Source organism: Candidatus Poriferisodalis sp., from assembly GCF_965204195.1.
Lineage (GTDB): Bacteria > Actinomycetota > Acidimicrobiia > Acidimicrobiales > Poriferisodalaceae > Poriferisodalis.
This window is the reverse complement of sequence record NZ_OZ241975.1, coordinates 1,043,643-1,062,209: the sequence shown is the minus strand read 5'-3', so window position 1 is coordinate 1,062,209 and position 18,567 is coordinate 1,043,643. Positions and strand designations below refer to the sequence as shown.

Genomic DNA, 18,567 nt, shown 5'->3' with positions numbered 1-18,567 from the left:
CGGCGCGCCCGTCAGGGCCTAGGGCTTGATCAAACCTCGCCGTCCTTGCGATCGTCGCGGTCCGCACGACGCTTCACACGCTTTGCCTTGCGGGCAGCCTTGCGATTCTTGGACCTGATGCGGATGCCCTTGCGCCGGGACTGTTCCGCGGCAACCTCTTCGAGGATTCGCGGACCGGCCTCGTTCAGGATGTCCTCGGCAGCGTCGAGGAGGTCGCCGATGGACTCATCCACGCCGATGCTTTCGGGCTCGGTGGCGAAGTTACGCACACCCAGCGAGCCGTGCTGCCAGCCGGCGTCAAGCCGTCGGGGCGAATACGACGGACAGTCTTCGGGGCAGCGCCACGGGGCCTCGGGGGCCAAGTCGAGGTTGCACTTCCGCACGGTGTCGCCGTTGGGGTAGGACCGGCTCTCGTAGTGGCGACAGTTGGTCCGCATCGGCATGGCAGTCGCCTCCTTCAGCGCTGCGAAATCGCCTCGGCCAGCGCTATGGCCCGCCGAGCCTCGTCAACATGAAGATTCTCGACCATCTTGCCGTCTACGGTCACCACTCCACGGCCATCTGCCACTGCCGCCTCGAATGCCTGGATGACCTGGCGGTGGAAGTCGAGCTCGTCAAGGCTCGGCGAGAAGGCTTCGTTGGCGGGGTCGACCTGGCTGGGGTGGATGAGCGTCTTGCCGTCGAAGCCCAGGTCGGCTCCTTGGCGGCACACGGCCGCGAATCCGTCGGCGTCGCGGATGTCGTTGTAGACACCGTCGAGGGCGGTGACGCCGGCCTCCCGGGCGGCCACCAAGCAGGTTGCGAGGTGCGGCACCAGCGCAGCCCGGTCGGGCGTGATGGTGGCGTGCAGTTCCTTGGCCATGTCGTTGGTGCCCATGACTACCGCTTCGGTCCGCTCGAAGCCGGCGATCTCGCGGGCATGGGCAATGCCCGCCGGTGTCTCGATCATCGCCCAGATGCGCACCGAATCGGGCGCGCCCGCGGTGTCGAGCAGGTCGGACACGGCAGCGAGATGTGCGGCGCTCGACACCTTGGGGATGACGACGGCCGAGGGAGCTGCTGCACCCGCGGCCCTGATGTCGTCACGACCCCACGGGGTGTCGAGCCCGTTGCAGCGGATGGTCAGCTCGCGGTAGCCGTATTCGCCCGATGATGCGGCGGCGCACGCGCCCTCGCGGGCGGCTTCCTTGGCATCGGGCGCCACTGCGTCCTCGAGATCGAAGATGAGCGCATCGGCGCCGATGGTCTTGGCCTTCTCCAGCGCCCGGGCATTCGCCGCCGGCATGTAGAGCACCGATCGGCGCGGGCGGGGGCTGGCGGCGGCAGCGCTCATATGGAGTCCAGACTCTCTCAGGCAGTCTCGAGCCCGTAGGCGGCGGCGAGCTCGGGATCGGCCGCGGACAGGTCACGAGCGAGCTGCAGCACCACCCGGCACTGCTTCACCGTGGCGTCGTCCTGCATCTTGCCGTCGATCATCACGGCGCCGGTGCCGTCGCCCATCTCGGTCACCACCCGCTGCGCCCACGCCACCTCGGCTGGTTCGGGGCTGAACACTCGCTTGGCGATGGCGATCTGGCTGGGGTGCAGGCTCCACGCCCCCACGCAGCCCAGCAGGTAGGCGTTGCGGAACTGGTCCTCGCAGCCGATGGGATCTGCGATGTCGCCGAACGGCCCGTAGTAGGGCAGGATCCCGGCGGTGCCGCAGGCGTCGACCATGCGCGCCAGCGTGTAGTGCCACAGGTCCTGCTGGAAGGCCGTGCGAGCGCCGTCGCCTGCGTCGCCGTCTCCCTCGGGCACCGGATCGGTGCGCACGAGATAGCCGGGGTGCCCGCCGCCCACCCGGGTGGTCTTCATGCGGCGGTCGGCGGCCAGGTCGGCAGGCCCCAGCGACAGCCCCTGCATGCGAGGGCTGGCCAGGCAGATCGACTCCACGTTGGCCACGCCGCGAGCCGTCTCGAGGATCGCATGCACCAGCAGCGGCTGCTCGATGCCCACCCGGGCTTCAAGCTGAGCCAGCAGCCGGTCCACGTAGTGAATGTCTTCGGGGCCTTCCACCTTGGGCACCATGATCACGTCGAGCTTGTCGCCGATCTCGTGGCACAGCGCCCAGACATCGTCGAGGAACCATGGCGAGTCGAGGCTGTTCACCCGGGTCCACAGCTGCGTGTGACCGCGCTCCCACGCCTTGCCCACCTCGATCAGCCCGGCACGGGCGGCGTCCTTGCTGTCGGCCGACACGGCGTCTTCGAGGTTGCCGAGCAGCACATCCACGGTGGGGGCGATGTCGGGCACCTTGGCCCGCATCCGCTCATTCGACGGGTCGAAGAAGTGGATCATGCGAGACGGCCGGAAGGGGACCTCGCGCAGCGGAGCAGGCGCCCCGAGCGCCAGCGGGGCGAAGAAGTCTTTTGGACTGCGCATCAGCCGATCGATCCCTCCATCTGAAGCTCGATCAGCCGGCTCCATTCCACGGCGTACTCCATCGGCAGCGTGCGCGTCACCGGCTCGATGAAGCCGTTCACCACCATTCCCATGGCCTGCTCGGCCGACAGGCCGCGGCTCATCAGGTAGAAGAGCTGCTCGTCGGCCACTTTCGACACCGTGGCCTCGTGGCCGATCTCGGCGTCACGTGAGCCGATCTCCTGGTACGGGTAGGTGTCCGATCGGCTGTCCTGGTCGAGCAGCAGCGCATCGCACTGGACGTGGCTGCGGCAGCCGCTCATGCCGTCTTCCACCCGCACAAGGCCGCGGTAGGTGGTGCGCCCGCCGTCCTTCGAGATCGACTTCGACACGATCTTCGACGTGGTCTCGGGCGCCGCGTGCACCATCTTGGCCCCGGCGTCCTGGTGCTGGCCGTTGCCGGCATACGCCACCGACAGCACCTCGCCCGAGGCCTTGGGCCCCATCAGGTACACGGCCGGGTACTTCATGGTGAGCCGGGAGCCGATGTTGCCGTCGATCCATTCCACGTGGGCCTCGTCGTAGGCGGCGGCCCGCTTGGTGACCAGGTTGAACACGTTGTTCGACCAGTTCTGGATGGTGGTGTAGGTGATGCGCCCGCCCGGTAGTGCCACCAGCTCGACGACCGCCGAGTGCAGCGAGTCGGTGGTGTACACGGGTGCCGAGCAGCCCTCGATGTAGTGCACCGTGGCACCTTCGTCGGCGATGATCAGCGTCCGCTCGAACTGGCCCATGTTCTCGGCGTTGATGCGGAAGTAGGCCTGCAGCGGCATCTCCACCTCGACGCCGGGCGGCACGTAGATGAACGACCCGCCCGACCACACGGCCGAGTTGAGCGCAGCGAACTTATTGTCGCCCGGGGGGATGATCGTGCCGAAGTAGCGCTGCACGATCTCGGGGTACTCCTTGACGGCGGAGTCCATGTCGCTGAACAGCACGCCTTGGGCTTCGAGGTCTTCCCGGTTGCGGTGGTACACCACTTCCGACTCGTACTGGGCGGTGACCCCGGCGAGGTACTTGCGCTCGGCCTCGGGGATGCCCAGCTTCTCGTAGGTGTCCTTGACCGAGTCGGGCAGCTCTTCCCAGGCGTCGACCTGACCCTCGGTGGGCTTGATGTAGTAGTAGATGTCGTCGAAGTAGATCTCCGACATGTCGCCGCCCCAGTTGGGCATGGGCTTGCGCAGGAAGGTCTTGTAGGCCCGCAGGCGGAAGTCGAGCATCCACTGCGGCTCGTTCTTGAGACTCGACATCTCGCGGATGATCTCTTCGTCCAAGCCCTTGCGCGGCTTGAAGACGTAGTCCTCCTCGTCGCTCCACCCCAGCTTGTATTTGCCGAGGTCGATTCCGACGGTTGGCTCGGCGATGTCGGTCATGTGTTCAGCCTAACGCCGCAGCGCAGACTGTCGATAGGCAGAACGGCGACCGGCTAGGCCGCGAACGGCGCTCGCGCAAGTGCAGTATTCCTCATGTCAACTAGCGTCCGCTTCATGCCGATTGGGGGCCGGCTGGCGGCCTGGGGTGCCGTGCTCTTGGCGACATTGATGCTGGGCGTTCCGGCTGGCGCCCAATCACTCAGTGAGAGCGGCAACCCTCAGACCACCGCGTCCCAGAATGAGGATTCCGAGACGACTGAGCCGGAAGCGACTGAGGCAGACCCGGGCGAGTCCGTGCCAGGCGTGCAGGTGGTGCGGTACGACGGCTCGGATCCCTACGCGCTGTCGATCGAGTTGGCTGGGGCGTTGGCAGAAGCTCGGGGCGGCGCTGCGGAGTGGGTGGTGCTCGCCTCAGGCGAGAGCTGGGCCGAGGCGGCGGTCGCCGGGCCGCTGGCGGCGTCGCTTGGCGCTCCGGTGCTGCTAGCGCCTCCCGGCGGACTGCAATCAACTACGGCGCGGTCCGACCTGGTGACGTTCCTGCGCTCTGCTGGCACGAGGCGAGCGGTGATCGTCGGCAGCCCCGTAGTGCTGCCGAATCATGAGCCATCGCTCCTGTTCGGGCTAGGAATGCTGCCCCGCAACATCGAACGCGTCTATGACGACGATCCGGTCGGAACCTCAATTGCCGTCGCCAAGCGGATCGGCACTCCCGCGAAGTTCGAAGGACTGGGCCGCACGGTGATCATCGCCAGCGACCGCAGCGTTGCTGACGCCGTCGCGGTCGGGCCGTTGGCTGCTGCGGGACCGTTCCCGCTGCTGCTCACCGCCCCCGATGCGCTCGACCAACGCATCTCGGCGTACCTCGCTGAACACGAAATCGCCCATGTGGTGCTGGTCGGCGGCACCGTCGCAGTGACGCCCGAGACCCAGGACGCGATGGAGGCTGCTGGGGTGGCCGTGACGCGGCTAGCAGGCCGAGACCGCACCGAGACCGCCAAGCTCGCCGCTGACCTGTTCAATGAGCACATCGCCGACGCCCCGAAGTGCGCTGGCGGACCGACACGGCTCGGATTCGCTCCAGCCCAACACCCCGGACAAGCTCTCACCGCAGGCCCCCTGCTCGCCGCGGTATGCACGCCCCTGCGCTACACCGAGTCGGGCCGGCTCGCTGTGAATGAGCGCAACGCCCTCTACCTCGCTTCACACCGCCCCGGCGGGGCACGCGTCGTGGCCTTCGCAGACGAGACACAGATAGCTGATGGCATCTTGCGACCCTCGGTACCTCCAGTACGGATCGCAGCGTGGCGCGTTATGTCAGAACAGCCATCCGGTGAACGCGAGGTCGTGCTCGTTGTCATTGACGAGCACGGCAATCAAACGGCTCTCCCGGACACCGAGATGGTTGTCCCGGCACGACCGGGCTTCTGGAACAAGCAGTTGTCGTGGGCCCCTGATGGTCGCTGGATCGCATACCGTCATGCCGCAAATCACGACCTTCGAGTAGTCAATCTCGAGACCGGCGAGCTGTTCGAGCTTCGCTACGAAGACTATGTGCCTCGTCTCGACTCAGATCTCGGCGTCGAGTGGTCGCCGAACAGCTCGCTGCTTCTCTTTGCTGCTTTCATCGACGACGATTCCACTGTGTCGGAATTCTGGGCAGAATATTTTGGAGGACATGAATTCGCATCTGAGCTGTTTGTTTTCGATGTCGCAACTCAAGGCGTCAATCGTCTGACTCACAATGATGTTACAGAATCTCCGGAGCAGTGGAATCCAAACGGTCGATCTTTCAGTTACTACGACTCGGGCACTCCTTTTACATCTGGGCTCCCATACACAAGAAAAGTAAATCTGAAAACATACGAACTGGATACAGGTCAATCGTATCGGATTTATGGAACCTATTTCAGGCCGGCGTACTTCGAGGCTCAATGGTCGCGTGATGGGGAACGGATCGCCTTCAGCGGAACGCCGCTCGCCGACTTGAATGACTGGAGATGGAACGATTTATTCGTTGCCGACTATAACGGCGAGAATCTTGAACAGTTGACGCCGTCAAACTGCCCCGAGTGTGCCGCGCACCGCGGTGAATCTCCGCGGTGGGATTGGACAGTCGCGCTGTCTTGGTCACGCGACAATCAACGCATCGCATACTACAGCGACCCGTCCCTGCAAGTTCATGATTTTGGGACGGGAAGCGGCCAGGTTCTGATCCCTGTTGGCGAATCAAGCCAAGACGTCTTCCATCGTTACATGGGCGATCTAGTGGGATGGTCAACGGATGACGAATTCCTATACGTGCAGGGTTACGACCTATTCGGGCGGCGTTCTGTAGAAGAGCGGTGCCGTATCTCAGGGCTCAGCACTAACCGGAGTGGTGATGAAGATCTAGATGACCGCGCAATTGACATTCCAGTTAGCGGCTCCAGCTGCGGGTACAAGGCGATGCTTTCTCCGGACGGTTCGCATTTCGCGGTCATCTACCCTCAGTCGGGCTTGCGTCTATTCGGAATCATGCACAGTCAGTGGCAGGTTGTCCAGAGCGAGTGGCGCACGACCGAAACTGCGGCCAACCAGGAGCTTCAGGGTTGCTCGGCCGAGTGGACCACCAGCGGAGTCCTCGGGCGTTGCGACTACCTCCGAACATCCGACAGCGACGGATGACCGAAAGTTGAAGGCTGTCTGAGACATGCGTGATGACCTCGCCGGGGCACTGATCGACGACGGCGCCAGCCGTTCCGGCCACCATCGTCAGGGCCGCTCTGCGTGGATGCTGGCACTCGCTGCAATCACCTTGCTCGCGTCACTCGTGACACTCACCCCCGCCGGCGCCGCAAACGAGCCTGCTGACGCCGGCGACTCAGCTACCGATGCCGAAACGCAGAACGAAGCTGAACCCGACAGCGCGCCAAGCGGTTTGCAGGTAGTGCGCTACGCAGGTTCCGATGCCTATGCGCTGTCGATCGAGGTGGCGCAGGCGCTGGTGGACTTGAACGGCGGCTCTTCAGCGTGGGTAGTGCTGGCGTCTGGCGAGCACTGGGCTCACGCCGCAGTGGCCGCTCCGCTGGCCGCATCGTTGGGTGCGCCGGTGGTGCTAGTGCCACCAGGCGGGCTGCAATCGCCCACAGCGCGGCCCGAGCTGGTGGAGCTTCTGCGATCTGCTGGGGTTCGCCGGGTGGTGCTGGTCGGTGATCCCGAGGGGTTGCCGAATCACGAGCCATCGGTGCTGTTCGGGCTGGGGATGCTGCCTCGCAATGTCGAGCGCGTGTGGGGCGACAGTCCGGCAGCGGTGTCGGTCGCCGTTGCGCAGCGACTGGGTGAGCCCGCGGAGTTCGGGGCACTGGGCCGGACGGTGATCGTCGCCAGCGACCAGAGCGCCGTCGATGCCGTTGCAGTGGGACCGCTTGCCGCAGCGGGGCCGCATCCGATACTCCTGACAGCACCAAGTGAACTGCACGCTGATGTCGAGGGATTCCTGGCCGCACACGATGTCGATCATGTGGTGATAGCTGGCGGGCTGCTGTCGGTCGGGTCCGCTGTCGAGGAGGCCATCGAAGCCACCGGCGCCTCGGTGACACGCCTGGCCGGCAGCGACCGCCATCACACCGCGGTGCTGGCAATGGATCTGCTCGCCGCCGCGCCGGCATGCGCCGACACCGAAATCGACACGGTCGGTCTCGCTCCCGCCGAGTGGCCGGAATTCGCGATCACTGTCGGCGCCCTGTTGGGCCAGCAGTGCATCCCGCTGCTGTTCACCGATGGGGACCGGCTCGCGCCCGTCACCCAGAATCACCTGTACCTGCATCGCCACCGCACCGGTATCGAGCCGAGGTGGCATCTCATCGGTGACGAAGTCACCATCGACCCGGCAGCCATCCAGCACCCGCCGGTACGCATGGCCACCGTCGCAGACAACCCCGACGGCGACGGCCAGCACATCGTCGTGCTCGACGAGCACCACCAGCCCACCCATTACTTGCTCGACGCCGGCTTCAGCGGCATCACCGATGTGCGGTGGACCTCCGACCACACGGCCCTCACCTTCACCGGCATCCTGGGCGGCACCCCGCTTGCGCACGCGCAGGTCGAGTACTTGGCCTGGGGCGCACCTGCGGATGTCGACGACGGCATTCGCAACTCCTACGTACTCGACCTTCGCAGCGGCACTGCGCGGCTCCAACCATCCGTTCCGACTTGGCTCCAGTGGCCTGATTCGTCTTGGTACGTACCGCTGATTCAAGACGGATGGATCGACCCCGTGCCCTCCCCCGGACGTGAGTACATCGTGTTCCGCGGCCCCACCGAGGACCACGCCGGACACTCGCTGTTCGCCTTCCATGTCGACTCAGGCGAGGTCAGACAACTCACGCACAACGCCACCGACGACACCCATCACGTCGTTAGCGCTAACTGGCTGGCTGATGGGCGGCGACTCATCTACACCCACGTCACCATCGCCCAGCTCGACAATCCCGGGCCTCAGGCGGACACCACTGAGGAGAAGCGGGCGCAGGCTTACGCCCGACCCGCAGCGTTCGGCAGCGAGTGTGACAACGCCCCACAGCAACGGGCTCACGTCCTCGACGTTGCGACGGGACAGACCGACCCCCTGCCCCACGGCAGCTACCTCGTCAACGAACCGTTCCAGTTCTCGCCCGACGGCAGATTCGTCGCCATCAAGAGCCATCAGGCATACAAGTTCGCGCCCGAGCATGCAGATGCGCTCTCATTCGAGCTGTGGCGCTGCTCGCATGATGGCGTCGGCACACCCTCGATCTCGGTGTATGACATCAGCGGCCCGAGACCCCGCGCTGCGAGCGGGGCCAGCCTGAGCGGCTACGACCCGACATGGTCGCCTGACAGCAGCTACCTGGCCTTTCGGGCACAGGCCGGGAGGCACGCCGGCCACTCGCTGTACGCCCTTGAAGTCGAGTCGGGCGATGTGGCACAGATCACCGACAACCAGTCGAACGAGCATCACCACATGGCACAACAGTGGCTGCCGACAGGCAACCGGCTGCTGTACACCGTTCAGAGCATCGCCGAATTGAAGGCAGGTGGGTGCGGCGGTCTCTCGCCATCACAAGAGCAGCCAAGCGGCGTGCCACACATCGCGGCTCACATCGTGCATGTAGAGAGCCGACGCTCGGCACAGCTCAAGTTCGACGGGTTCATCGTCGATGGCGGCTATGAATCGGGCTTTGATCTCTCGCCCGACGGCGACCACCTGGCATTCCCGTCCGGCAGCGGGTACGTGTTCTATGACCGCCGTGGCCCTTGCCGCTACCGCAGCGAAGACCCCATCAAGCTGAATGTGTTCGACGTCTCCGCCAGCGAACCACAAGCCGTCGCAACTGAGGCCATGCACTCCACGGGCTGGGGATGGTCACCCAACGGCAGATACCTGGCCTATGACCGCAACACGGTCATAGACGGCGTAGATCGCACTGTCGAAGAGGACCACCTCATCCTCGACACGGAGACCGACACCATCTGGCAAATCGATGCGGAAAGCCTGTTCGGCGTCGCGGTGGACCTTTCCGACGTCGAATGGTCTGATGACAGCGAACGTCGGCTCTACCTCGCTTACGACTGGAGCGGTCCCGCCTTGGCCGTGACACCGGTCATCGCACGTGTCGCGGCTCGAGAACTGCTGCCGCTTGAGCTGAAGACGGACATCAGAAGTTCGCTGAGAGCGGCCGGGTTTTCTCCCGATGGCCTCCAGGTTCTCATCGAAGATTGGGGAGCCGAGAACGACTGGTGGGGCTCACTGCGCAGCGACTCACTGAGCAGCAAGTCGGGTCTGCTGTACCTCAACGACGTCGCATCGGACGGCGCCTTGGTCGGTGTGTATGACCTGTACGCCGCTACCGAGGTCGCGGCACCTGTCCTCAGCAACCCGCCACGCAGCCGCCACACCACCTCGTGGTTTCGCTTTCGGGTGGAATGGACCGTCAGGGGCATATTCGCTGCCGGCGAGCACTCTCTCTACACCTCCCCCTACTCCTGACCCTGTGCGGCCTCCGGCGTGTCGCCGTGCTCTGCAATCTCGCCGCTGAACAAGCCCAGCGCTCAGGGCACGACAAGAGCGGATCAGCGCCAGCCGTCGAGAGCAGATTCAGCACCGGAAAGCGCCTTCAATACGCTTGACAGCGTGCTCTCGCCCTGCGTCGTCGAGCTTGAGGTCCGCCGGCCTTACGCCATCTGGGTGCGCTTCGATGACGGCACGGCCGGCGAGGTCGACCTCTCCGACAGCGCCAAGACGGGCGGCATTTTCTCTGCTTGGTCCGACGCGGCCTATTGGCGCAGCGCTCACATCGTTCCCGACAGCGGCGCAGTCGCATGGGGCGACGGCAGCGAGGTCGATGTCTGCCCGCTCAGCCTGTACCTGGACCTGACTGGCCGGTCGTTCGACGACTTCCGCAGCGGCCGAGCCCAGCAGGGCTCGCGTCGCTCGAATAGCTCGGGACACGGAGCACGCCAATACCGGGGAACGGCAGAGCTGTAGAGTCAGCCGCGGGGCTTGGTTCATTGACTCGATCAAACGCGCTCATGCGCATCAGGGGCGAACGGCCATGCCGCCTGCAGCCGCGGTGTTCATTGCTCGCGGCGTTGGCGAGGGCTCGGGATGGCGCTTCGGAGTGGACGGCGCTCTCGTCGGGCGAGCGCTGGACTGGGGCGGCGGCGACAGCGAGCCAAGTAGTCCTGCTGTCCAAAATCAGGCGAGTTGGCCATGGCCGCTGATGAACCGGAACGGATGCCTGAGAACGACAAGGGCGCGGAGTACCCCGATCTCTTTGCGCGCATGGGTGCTTGGGTGTTCGACTCGTTGATGCTGATGGTCGTGTTTGTCCCGGTATTGATCTTCCTTGTTGTGTACTGGTACGCCACATACGGCAGCCCCGTTTGTTGTGGCCACAGCTCGGAAGAATTGGCCGTGATGTGGCTCGTTCCAATCTGCGCGGGGGCTGGCTACGTCTTTCACCGTGTTTATCGGTTGGTAGTCACTGGTCAATCGCCAGGAATGCGCCGTTCTGGCATCGAGATCGTGCGCTTCGACAATGGGCAGAGGATCTCGTACCCCAAGGCTCTTGTCCGAACGATCTTGCCGCCTAGTGCCGCAGCTCTCGGGCTTGCTATCGCGACGGTTGCAGGCATCGAGGATCCGCTGTGGGGGCTGCTTCTCGGGCTGATCTTCCCCATCCCCGCACTCTGGAACCCCGACAACCGCGGTTGGCACGATCAAATCGCAGGTGCAGTCGTCGTGGCCAAGCAATCGCAATAGCGACGCGCGCCAACTGACTGACCGGTCGTTTGACAGCTCCGGCATCTTCGGGCCGAACGCTGCCAGCACGTTCTCATGCAGCTCCTAGGGCCGTGGGCTGTGAAGCAGGCACTGATCACGTCGCACGGCCTCGAAGATCTGGCCGGGGTTCACGGGCGTCGTCATACGAAATAGAGTTGATCGTATGACGATGACCATGCTGAGCTTCCGAGCCGATGAGGACGACGTCAACCGAGTCCGGCAATGGTCCGAGCGGCTCGGTATCGAGCGCTCCGAGCTGATGCGCGACGCGCTGCGCCGCCATCTTGCCCGGCTGGCTGCCGAGCATGAGGTTGCGCTGTACGAAGCCCATCCGCTGACCGACGAAGAGCTCGCGCTTGGGGCAGTAGCTGATTGGGGGCCAGCCGAGGACTGGTCCGACTGGCTCGATGCAACGCGGTGAGGTCTGGTTCGCTCGAGCCCCTGACGGTGACCGGCCGGTCCTCGTGCTCACCCGGGACCCTGTGGCCGACCGAATCGGCGCCGTGGTGGTTGCTGTGATCACCAGGACAAGGCGGGGGCTGGTATCCGAACTCGAACTCACCGCGACCGAAGACGGCGTGCCGAGCGATTGCGTCGTCAGCTTCGACAACATTCACACCATCGAGCGCACGCTCTTTCGCAGGTTCGTCACCAAGCTCAGCGAAGGCCGCATGGAACAAGCATGCCGCCGCCTGCGCGACGCCGCCGGCTGCTGAAGCGCTGCGGGGTGCATCTGACAGTCGCGGCCATGGATCTACCGGCTCGCATGACGACCCGTCTCATCGACATCGACAACAGCACCAGCCTCGAATCCGCAACCTGTGGATGCCGAGCCGAGACCCCATGGCGACGCCCGCGTCGTCCTAGATGCCGTGACGATCTCGTGCATAAACTCATTTGTGATGTTGCTGGCAAATCTCGACGGAATCCCCGTCTGGGTAGCCGCAGCCTTCTACTTCTGCTTGGCGTTGTTGCTCGTCTCCGCCTTGGTCGGCTACCTGCTGCCGGCGATCATCGCCAAGAGAGGCGAGCATCCCGATGCAGCTCAGATCGCCGTACTCAACTTCCTGGCTGGTTGGACCGTCGTCGGGTGGATTGTCGCCCTCGTCTGGGCGCTCCGCAAGCCACGCCCACAGTGGAACCCGGATCTACGTCGATAAAGCACCTGCCCCACCGGCTGCCGCTCTGGCACGCCACGGCGACCAGCAGCAACCACCCGGTCAGAGCGGCGAGAGGCACAATCCGATCGCGCTGATGCTCCAGGCTCCGTGCGTGCACCTCACGATGATGCTGCGTGCCGGGCCCACGGTGCTTTGCGTGTGCAGGCTTCTTCACCACACGCGTGTCACTGTTCTGGATGTGGCAGCGCCAGCCGTCGAAAACAGATTCAGCACCGGAGAGTGCCTTCACTACGCTTGATGTCGTGCTTTCGCCCTACGTCGTCGAACTTGAGGTCCGCAGGCCGTACGTCATCTGGGTGCGCTTCGATGACGGCATGGCCGGCGAGGTCGACCTCTCCGACAGCGCCGAGACAGGCGGCATCTTCTCTTCATGGTCGGATTCGACCTATTGGCGTAGCGCTCACATCGTGCCGGATAGCGGCGCTGTGGCGTGGGGCGATGGCGACAAGGTCGATGTCTGCCCGCACAGCCTGTACCTGGACCTGACTGGCCGGTCCTTCGACGACCTCCGCAGCGACTCAAGCGCAGCAGCAGCCAGCTAACAGTGCCAGAACTCAGCCGATTCTTCGGCATCGTGATCACGATGTATGCCCGGGATCACCCACCGCCGCACTTCCACGCCCGGTACGGCGAGCACGAAGTGCTGGTCGACGTCGAGAGCCTTCAAGTCATGCGCGGATCGCTTCCTCGACGCGCACAGGACATGGTGGACGAGTGGTCAGTAATGCACCGTGCCGAACTCCGCGCAGCCTGGGACGCACTTCGCAGCGGCCGAGCCCCGGCAGGAATCGCGCCGCTGGATTAGCGATCCATGCGGGCTGCACAGACCGGCGGTCTGGAGGGCTCAGCTGAGCAGGGCGGGGGCGAGGCGGCGCCAGCCGTCGAATGCAGCTTGGGGGTCCTCGGCCAGGACCTGCACGCAAACGTGGTCGGCGCCGGCGTCGAAGTGGGCGTCGACACGGGCCTTGACGTCGTCTTCGCTGCCCCAGGCCACGATGGCGTCGACCAGCTTGTCGGACGGGCCGCCGTCGGGGCCGCCGTTGATGTCGGCCTGGGTGAAGCCCAGCCGCAGCAGGTTGTTGGCGTAGTTCGGCAGACCCAGATAGATGGCCATGTTCTTGCGGGCCAGCGCACGGGCCGAGTCGGCATTCGTGTCGAGAATGGCCATCTGCTCGGGATACAGCGCCGCGTCGGGGCCCATGGTGTCGCGGGCCACTGCCGTGTGCTCGGGCGGTACGAAATAGGGGTGGGCGCCGGCAGTTGCGGTGGCCGACAGCTCCAGCATCTTCGGGCCGAGCGCCGCTAGCACGATCTCGGGCAGCTCCTGGGGGCCGTGTGCCATGAAGCGGGCCTTGCCCATGCGCTCGAGGTACTCGCGCATGTAGCTGAGCGGCTTGGAGTAGTCGTGCTTTCGGATGTACTCGACGAGGTGGTGATGGCTGACGCCGAGGCCCAGCAGGAACCGTCCGGGGTGGGCTTCGTCGATGGTGCGCAGCGTGTTGGCCATCGTCATGGGGTCGCGGGCGTAGATGTTGGCGATGCCGGTGGCGATCTTGATGGTGCTGGTGCCTTCCAGCAGGCGGCCGGCGGCCACGAACGGGTCACGCCCGACGGCCTCGGGGATCCAGAACGCCCCGTAGCCCAGTTCCTCGGCTTCGGCCACGAACTCCACGCCCTGCGCTGACGGCAGTGCGTCGAGCACCCCCGTCCAGATGCCGATGCGTCCCAAGTCGATGCTTCCCATGCTCATGGGCCGTGACGCTACCGCCGCCGGATTGGCGGCGCCGAGGGCAGCCGTGGGATGCGAGCACTCGACTCCGGGGTGTTAGAGATTTCAGTATGTTCTATTAATTCTCGTGCTTCGCCCGGCAATGCCGAATATGGTGCCGTGGTAACTTCTAGGACGTGGGGAGCGTGAGTGCGATGGACATTGCACAATTCGTCACATTGGTCGTCGGCATCGTGGCACTCATCTGGCACCAGCAACGCTCCATCAACAACCTGCGCAAGGAGCTCAAGGGAGAGATCGCCGAGCTGCGCGCCGACGTGACCGACGTCAAAGAACGGCTCGCACGCATCGAGGGCTTCCTCGGCATCGGGATGCCCGCTGAGGCCGCTGCCGCAGCGCCCGGCGCCGGGCTCGCAACGGCCGACTGAGGGTCTGCGAACCGGATTGATGCGTGAAACGTCGGACCGACGACTTGCTCGGCCCACTTCCGTGCAGGACGCCCAGCGATACACGACGCAGCCTGTGACTGCGGCCGAGGTATCGCTCGCACTCATTGCCGATTGGGGACCCACCGAAGATTGGTCCGACTGGATTGAGGCAATGGAGCGAAACTCGGCAAGTGCGCACGTAGGCGAATGCGGGACGCTGCCGGCGGCCAGCGACAAATCCTCCAGCTAAGGGCCGGTCAGTCGAGGCGGCGGAGTTCGCCCATGTAGCGGACGCGGCGGTCGAGGTAGTTCTGCACGCCGGGCATGATCAGCGGCTCGGTGTCGACGCCGTCGCGGATCTTGGCGGGCGTGCCGACTGCGATGGTGCCCGGCGGGACCTTCATGCCGCCTGGCACGACGGCCCCGGCTCCCACCAGCGCTCGCTCGCCGATCTCGGCGTCGTGCAGCACGATCGCTCCCGTGCCTACCAAGGCCTCGTCGTGCACCACACCGCCCTCGATGTGGGCCAGGTGGCCGATGGTGCAGCGCTCCCCCACGGTGGTCGACCATTCGGGGGTCACGTGCAGCACGGCGTTGTCCTGAATGGAAGTTCCTCCGCCGACGAAGATGTCGTTGTCGTCGCCGCGCAGCACCGCGCCCGACCAGATCGACGCCTCCGGGCCAATCGTCACCCGCCCGATGATGATCGCCTCGGGCATCACGAAGGCGTCGGGATGGATGTCGGGCTCGTAGTCGCCAAGCGCGTATATCGGCACGCCGCCACGCTAGTGGTCAGCCTCCGAATTGACGGAGTGATCGACGCAGCTCGGGCGGTACGGTGCGGGCTCCATGACGCAGGCTCCGGTGGCACCGCAGCGGCCGCACGTGCGGCGCATTCACGGCACTGAGACCGACGACCCCTGGCACTGGCTGCGTGATCGGGACGACCCCGCGGTGCGGGAGTATCTCGAGGCCGAGAATGCCTATACGGAAGCCGCGACTGTCCACCTGGCGGATCTTCGGGAGCAGATCTTCGGCGAGATCAAGGCCCGCACCAAGGAAACCCACCAGTCGTTGCCGACGCCGAAGGACGACTGGGAATACCGGGCTCGCACCGTGGAGGGGTTGCAGTACGTCATCCATGTGAGGCGCCCCCGGGGCGGCACCGACGATGACGAGGTGGTGCTGCTCGACGAGAACGAGTTGGCCGAGGGCCACGAGTACTTCGCCGTCGGCGACCTGGCCGTCAGCCCCGATCACCGCCTGCTCGCCTACACCACCGACACCGACGGCGACGAGAAGTACACGCTGACGGTGGTCGACATCGCGACCGGTGAGGTGCTGGACGGCCCCGACGTGCCCGCAGCGGGGTGCGGACTCGCCGAGCTCAGCTACGGGCTGGTGTGGGCCAACGACAACTCGACGCTGTTCGCCGTGCGCACCGACGACGCCCAGCGCCCAAACCGGGTCATCCGCCATGCCGTAGGCACCGACCCCGCCGGCGATGTCGAGGCCTACCGAGAAGACGATGAGCGGTTCTGGGTGGGCGTGGGCGCTACCAGCAGCGAGCGCTTCGTGGTGATCGGTTCGCAGTCGAAGATCACTTCGGAGCACCGGCTGGTGGACGCTGATCGGCCCGCTGTCGAGCCGCTGGTGGTGCGGGCACGCAGCGAGGGCATCGAGTATGGCGTCGATCACCAGGGCGACCGGCTGCTCATCGTGACGAACGACGGCGCGCTGGATTTCCGGTTAGTGGAGGCCCCCGTGCCCAGTGCAAGCGATGCACCGGCTACGGGCGAATCCCCTGACGCCGACGACGAATCGGCCAGAAGCGATGCCCCGGGCGAAGGCAATACATGGCGTGAGCTGATTGGCGCACGTGACGGCATCCGCATCGATGGCATGGACTGTTTCCAGGATTTCGTGGTGGTTCACGAGCGCCAGAACGGTTTGGTCCGGCTACGAATTCACGACACTCGTGATGCCCAGCCGAGCGGGTTGGGTCCGAACGGTGCAGATTCGGGCGAGCTTGGCCCTGCATTTGAGATCGAGATGCCAGAGCCGGTCTACGAGGCCGGTGGCGGGGCGAATGCCGAATTCGACACCCGCCGCTACCGATTCGGCTACACGTCGATGGTGACGCCGCCGTCGATCTTCGAGCTCGACTTAGACAGCGGCGAGCGAGAACTGCTCGACCAGCTGCCGGTGCTCGGCGATGTTGACCTGACGGCGTACACCACCGAGCGCATCACCGCCACGGCGCCCGACGGCACGGCGGTGCCGATCAGCCTGGTGTGGAAGCCCAGCGCAGTGAGCTGGCCAGCGCCCTGCCTGCTCTACGGCTACGGGGCCTACGAGATCGGCATGCCGGCGTCGTTCTCGACGGCCCGGCTGTCGCTGCTGGATCGGGGCGTGCTGTTCGCCATGGCCCACGTGCGCGGCGGCGGCGAGTTGGGGCGGGCCTGGTACGAGGGCGGCAAGCTGGACAGCAAGCACAACACGTTCGATGACTTTGCCGCCTGTGCCCGACACTTGGCTGCGGCCCGATGGGCGAACCCCCACCGGATCTGCGCCCGGGGCGGCAGCGCCGGCGGCCTGCTCATGGGGGCGATGGTGAACCGCCACCCGGAGCTGTTCTGCGGGGTGGTAGCCGAGGTGCCCTTCGTCGACGTGTTGAACACGATGCTCGACCCGGCCATCCCCTTGACTGTCACCGAGTACGACGAGTGGGGCGACCCGACCGACCCGGCGGCGTTCGAGACGATCCGGTCATATGCGCCCTACGAGAATGTCGAGCCGGCCGACCACCCAGCTCTGCTGGTCACCGCTGGGCTGACTGATCCGCGGGTGCAGTACTGGGAGCCTGCCAAGTGGGTGGCCAAACTGCGGGCGACGACCACTTCGACCGAGCCGATCCTGTTGCGCACCGAGATGGGCGCCGGCCACGGCGGGCCATCAGGCCGCTACGACGCCTGGCGCGATGAGGCGTTCATCCTGGCGTTCATCTGTGATGTGCTCGACGTGGCGTAAGCCGCGCGCAGACAGCACGGGTGGCCTAAGCCACGCGCAGACAGCACAGCTGGCGTTCGCCACGCGCGCACAGACAGCTGGCAGAGACGGCCTAGATCAGCGCCAGCACAGCGAATGCGGCCAGCAGGCCGTTGCGCAGCAGCGAACCGGCGCCGACGGGTTTGGACGACCAACGGCCGAAGCACGCGCAGGCGGGGCGCTCGTCGCGCGGGCGCTGCAGCACCCGCGCCAAGGCTGCGGTGAACACAACCAGCAGCCCGAGCGCCAGCCACGCCGGCCATGGCTCGGCAACTCCCGCCGCCAACCCCGCCCCCAGCACGATCTCGACCGGAGCGATGAACGGAACTGTCCAACGGGGTGCGCCCATTGCACGGGCGGCGCCCGGCCATGACGGGTCGCGCAGCTTCAGCGCTCCCGACCCCAGGAACAGCACGCCGAGCGCTATGCGGGCGATGGCGCTGATCACCGGAGCAGCACACCCAGTGCGGTGCAGACGACGGCGCTGATCACCGCTGCCCGCCCATCAGCCGGCCGTCACACAAAGGTGCCGTAGCCACCCTTCCAGAACAGCAGGGGGTCTTTCGCATCGAGCACCTCGAGATCGACGACACGCCCCACGACGATGTCGTGATCGCCGCCGTCGTGCACGGCTTCGATGGTGCAGTCGATGTAACCGATTGAGCCCTCGATGATCGGCGCACCGGTGGGCCCGGGCCGCCACCCGACATCGGCGAACTTGTCGTCGGCCCGGCTGGCCATCACGCCACAGGTGGCCATCTGGTCCTGGGCCATGATGTTCACGCAGAAGCTGCCCGCGGCACGGATGTCGTTCCACGTCGTCGAGTCCTTGGTGGGCAGAAACGCGACGAGCGGCGGGTCGAGCGACACCGAAGTGAACGAGCCGATGGCCATGCCGACCGGCCGACCCTCGTTCACGGCGGTGACGGCGGTGACGCCCGTCGGGAAATGCCCCAGCACATCCCGGAAGAGCCTGCTGTCGATGGAGGGCTGGTCGCTCGAGTCAGTCACGGCGCCAACCCTAGACAGCCGAACCCCGCCC

General features: G+C 65.5%; 19 protein-coding genes. 11 read left to right on the top strand and 8 right to left on the bottom strand.

The window, feature by feature from the left end; genetic code table 11:
- Positions 1-29: 29 nt before the first annotated feature.
- Genes ACOGI8_RS04735 through sufB form a run of 4 tightly spaced genes read right to left on the bottom strand, consistent with a single transcriptional unit; the run spans position 30 to position 3,833 of the window.
- Positions 30-443, bottom strand: coding sequence for a hypothetical protein (locus ACOGI8_RS04735; RefSeq protein ID WP_419855739.1), 414 nt, complete (start codon positions 441-443; stop codon positions 30-32).
- A gap of 14 nt (positions 444-457) precedes the next feature.
- Positions 458-1,333, bottom strand: coding sequence for an HpcH/HpaI aldolase/citrate lyase family protein (locus tag ACOGI8_RS04730; RefSeq protein ID WP_419855738.1), 876 nt, complete (start codon positions 1,331-1,333; stop codon positions 458-460).
- Between the two features lie 17 nt (positions 1,334-1,350).
- A complete protein-coding gene (locus ACOGI8_RS04725) occupies positions 1,351-2,421 on the bottom strand; it encodes an HpcH/HpaI aldolase/citrate lyase family protein (protein ID WP_419855737.1) in 1,071 nt (356 codons plus the stop codon).
- Complete coding sequence (gene sufB, locus ACOGI8_RS04720; RefSeq protein ID WP_419855736.1) at positions 2,421-3,833, bottom strand: Fe-S cluster assembly protein SufB; 1,413 nt, start codon at positions 3,831-3,833, stop codon at positions 2,421-2,423. Before sufB ends, ACOGI8_RS04725 begins: the two co-directional genes overlap by 1 nt.
- A 114-nt stretch (positions 3,834-3,947) precedes the next feature.
- Here sufB and ACOGI8_RS04715 point away from each other — a divergent pair, with 114 nt between their 5' ends.
- The 9 genes from ACOGI8_RS04715 to ACOGI8_RS04675 all read left to right on the top strand — a co-directional run bounded on the left by ACOGI8_RS04715 (position 3,948) and on the right by ACOGI8_RS04675 (position 13,125).
- Complete coding sequence (locus ACOGI8_RS04715; RefSeq protein WP_419855735.1) at positions 3,948-6,497, top strand: cell wall-binding repeat-containing protein; 2,550 nt, start codon at positions 3,948-3,950, stop codon at positions 6,495-6,497.
- Positions 6,498-6,522: 25 nt separating this feature from the next.
- The gene (locus ACOGI8_RS04710) at positions 6,523-9,843 is read left to right on the top strand and encodes a cell wall-binding repeat-containing protein (protein WP_419855734.1); all 3,321 of its coding nucleotides are present in this window, start codon (positions 6,523-6,525) and stop codon (positions 9,841-9,843) included.
- A 144-nt stretch (positions 9,844-9,987) separates the two neighbouring features.
- On the top strand, positions 9,988-10,341 hold the full coding sequence (locus ACOGI8_RS04705; protein WP_419855733.1) for a DUF2442 domain-containing protein: 354 nt from the start codon (positions 9,988-9,990) through the stop codon (positions 10,339-10,341).
- A 225-nt stretch (positions 10,342-10,566) separates the two neighbouring features.
- On the top strand, positions 10,567-11,118 hold the full coding sequence (locus ACOGI8_RS04700) for an RDD family protein (RefSeq protein ID WP_419855732.1): 552 nt from the start codon (positions 10,567-10,569) through the stop codon (positions 11,116-11,118).
- 190 nt (positions 11,119-11,308) lie between these two features.
- Positions 11,309-11,560: a ribbon-helix-helix protein, CopG family gene (locus ACOGI8_RS04695; RefSeq protein ID WP_419856364.1), complete on the top strand. Its 252-nt coding sequence runs from the start codon at positions 11,309-11,311 to the stop codon at positions 11,558-11,560.
- A complete protein-coding gene (locus ACOGI8_RS04690; RefSeq protein WP_419855731.1) occupies positions 11,547-11,855 on the top strand; it encodes a type II toxin-antitoxin system PemK/MazF family toxin in 309 nt (102 codons plus the stop codon). The genes ACOGI8_RS04695 and ACOGI8_RS04690 overlap by 14 nt, the downstream gene beginning before the upstream one ends.
- Before the next feature lie 186 nt (positions 11,856-12,041).
- The gene (locus ACOGI8_RS04685; RefSeq protein WP_419855730.1) at positions 12,042-12,299 is read left to right on the top strand and encodes a superinfection immunity protein; all 258 of its coding nucleotides are present in this window, start codon (positions 12,042-12,044) and stop codon (positions 12,297-12,299) included.
- Between the two features lie 263 nt (positions 12,300-12,562).
- Positions 12,563-12,862 carry a DUF2442 domain-containing protein gene (locus tag ACOGI8_RS04680; protein ID WP_419855729.1) on the top strand — a complete coding sequence of 100 codons (300 nt, stop codon included), beginning with the start codon at positions 12,563-12,565 and terminating at the stop codon, positions 12,860-12,862.
- A 2-nt stretch (positions 12,863-12,864) separates the two neighbouring features.
- The gene (locus tag ACOGI8_RS04675; protein WP_419855728.1) at positions 12,865-13,125 is read left to right on the top strand and encodes a DUF4160 domain-containing protein; all 261 of its coding nucleotides are present in this window, start codon (positions 12,865-12,867) and stop codon (positions 13,123-13,125) included.
- A gap of 39 nt (positions 13,126-13,164) precedes the next feature.
- On the opposite strand, the gene ACOGI8_RS04670 is transcribed toward ACOGI8_RS04675, so the two are convergent.
- On the bottom strand, positions 13,165-14,070 hold the full coding sequence (locus ACOGI8_RS04670) for an LLM class F420-dependent oxidoreductase (RefSeq protein WP_419855727.1): 906 nt from the start codon (positions 14,068-14,070) through the stop codon (positions 13,165-13,167).
- Positions 14,071-14,243: 173 nt separating this feature from the next.
- On the opposite strand from ACOGI8_RS04670, the gene ACOGI8_RS04665 reads away from it, so the two are divergent.
- Positions 14,244-14,477, top strand: coding sequence for a hypothetical protein (locus ACOGI8_RS04665; RefSeq protein ID WP_419855726.1), 234 nt, complete (start codon positions 14,244-14,246; stop codon positions 14,475-14,477).
- A gap of 257 nt (positions 14,478-14,734) precedes the next feature.
- Here ACOGI8_RS04665 and ACOGI8_RS04660 read toward each other — a convergent pair whose 3' ends face one another.
- Entirely contained in the window at positions 14,735-15,253 is a 519-nt protein-coding gene (locus ACOGI8_RS04660) for a gamma carbonic anhydrase family protein (protein ID WP_419855725.1), read from the bottom strand.
- Between the two features lie 73 nt (positions 15,254-15,326).
- Between ACOGI8_RS04660 and ACOGI8_RS04655 the strand changes: the two genes are divergently transcribed.
- Positions 15,327-17,507, top strand: a complete 2,181-nt coding sequence (locus tag ACOGI8_RS04655) for a S9 family peptidase (RefSeq protein WP_419855724.1) — start codon at positions 15,327-15,329, stop codon at positions 17,505-17,507.
- Positions 17,508-17,598: 91 nt separating this feature from the next.
- Here the strand turns inward: ACOGI8_RS04655 and ACOGI8_RS04650 are convergent, their stop codons facing one another.
- Together ACOGI8_RS04650 and ACOGI8_RS04645 are read right to left on the bottom strand one after the other, a co-directional pair.
- The gene (locus ACOGI8_RS04650; protein ID WP_419855723.1) at positions 17,599-17,973 is read right to left on the bottom strand and encodes a MauE/DoxX family redox-associated membrane protein; all 375 of its coding nucleotides are present in this window, start codon (positions 17,971-17,973) and stop codon (positions 17,599-17,601) included.
- Between the two features lie 68 nt (positions 17,974-18,041).
- Complete coding sequence (locus tag ACOGI8_RS04645) at positions 18,042-18,536, bottom strand: flavin reductase family protein (protein ID WP_419855722.1); 495 nt, start codon at positions 18,534-18,536, stop codon at positions 18,042-18,044.
- Positions 18,537-18,567 lie beyond the last annotated feature (31 nt).

What these genes read in the sequence shown, in the direction of transcription:
- ACOGI8_RS04735 (WP_419855739.1), bottom strand. Translation starts at nt 443, where the DNA reads ATGCCGATGCGGACCAACTGTCGCCACTACGAGAGCCGGTCCTACCCC.
- ACOGI8_RS04730 (WP_419855738.1), bottom strand. Translation starts at nt 1,333, where the DNA reads ATGAGCGCTGCCGCCGCCAGCCCCCGCCCGCGCCGATCGGTGCTCTAC.
- ACOGI8_RS04725 (WP_419855737.1), bottom strand. Translation starts at nt 2,421, where the DNA reads ATGCGCAGTCCAAAAGACTTCTTCGCCCCGCTGGCGCTCGGGGCGCCT.
- sufB (WP_419855736.1), bottom strand. Translation starts at nt 3,833, where the DNA reads ATGACCGACATCGCCGAGCCAACCGTCGGAATCGACCTCGGCAAATAC.
- ACOGI8_RS04715 (WP_419855735.1), top strand. Translation starts at nt 3,948, where the DNA reads ATGCCGATTGGGGGCCGGCTGGCGGCCTGGGGTGCCGTGCTCTTGGCG.
- ACOGI8_RS04710 (WP_419855734.1), top strand. Translation starts at nt 6,523, where the DNA reads ATGCGTGATGACCTCGCCGGGGCACTGATCGACGACGGCGCCAGCCGT.
- ACOGI8_RS04700 (WP_419855732.1), top strand. Translation starts at nt 10,567, where the DNA reads ATGGCCGCTGATGAACCGGAACGGATGCCTGAGAACGACAAGGGCGCG.
- ACOGI8_RS04695 (WP_419856364.1), top strand. Translation starts at nt 11,309, where the DNA reads ATGACCATGCTGAGCTTCCGAGCCGATGAGGACGACGTCAACCGAGTC.
- ACOGI8_RS04690 (WP_419855731.1), top strand. Translation starts at nt 11,547, where the DNA reads ATGCAACGCGGTGAGGTCTGGTTCGCTCGAGCCCCTGACGGTGACCGG.
- ACOGI8_RS04685 (WP_419855730.1), top strand. Translation starts at nt 12,042, where the DNA reads ATGTTGCTGGCAAATCTCGACGGAATCCCCGTCTGGGTAGCCGCAGCC.
- ACOGI8_RS04670 (WP_419855727.1), bottom strand. Translation starts at nt 14,070, where the DNA reads ATGAGCATGGGAAGCATCGACTTGGGACGCATCGGCATCTGGACGGGG.
- ACOGI8_RS04665 (WP_419855726.1), top strand. Translation starts at nt 14,244, where the DNA reads ATGGACATTGCACAATTCGTCACATTGGTCGTCGGCATCGTGGCACTC.
- ACOGI8_RS04655 (WP_419855724.1), top strand. Translation starts at nt 15,327, where the DNA reads ATGACGCAGGCTCCGGTGGCACCGCAGCGGCCGCACGTGCGGCGCATT.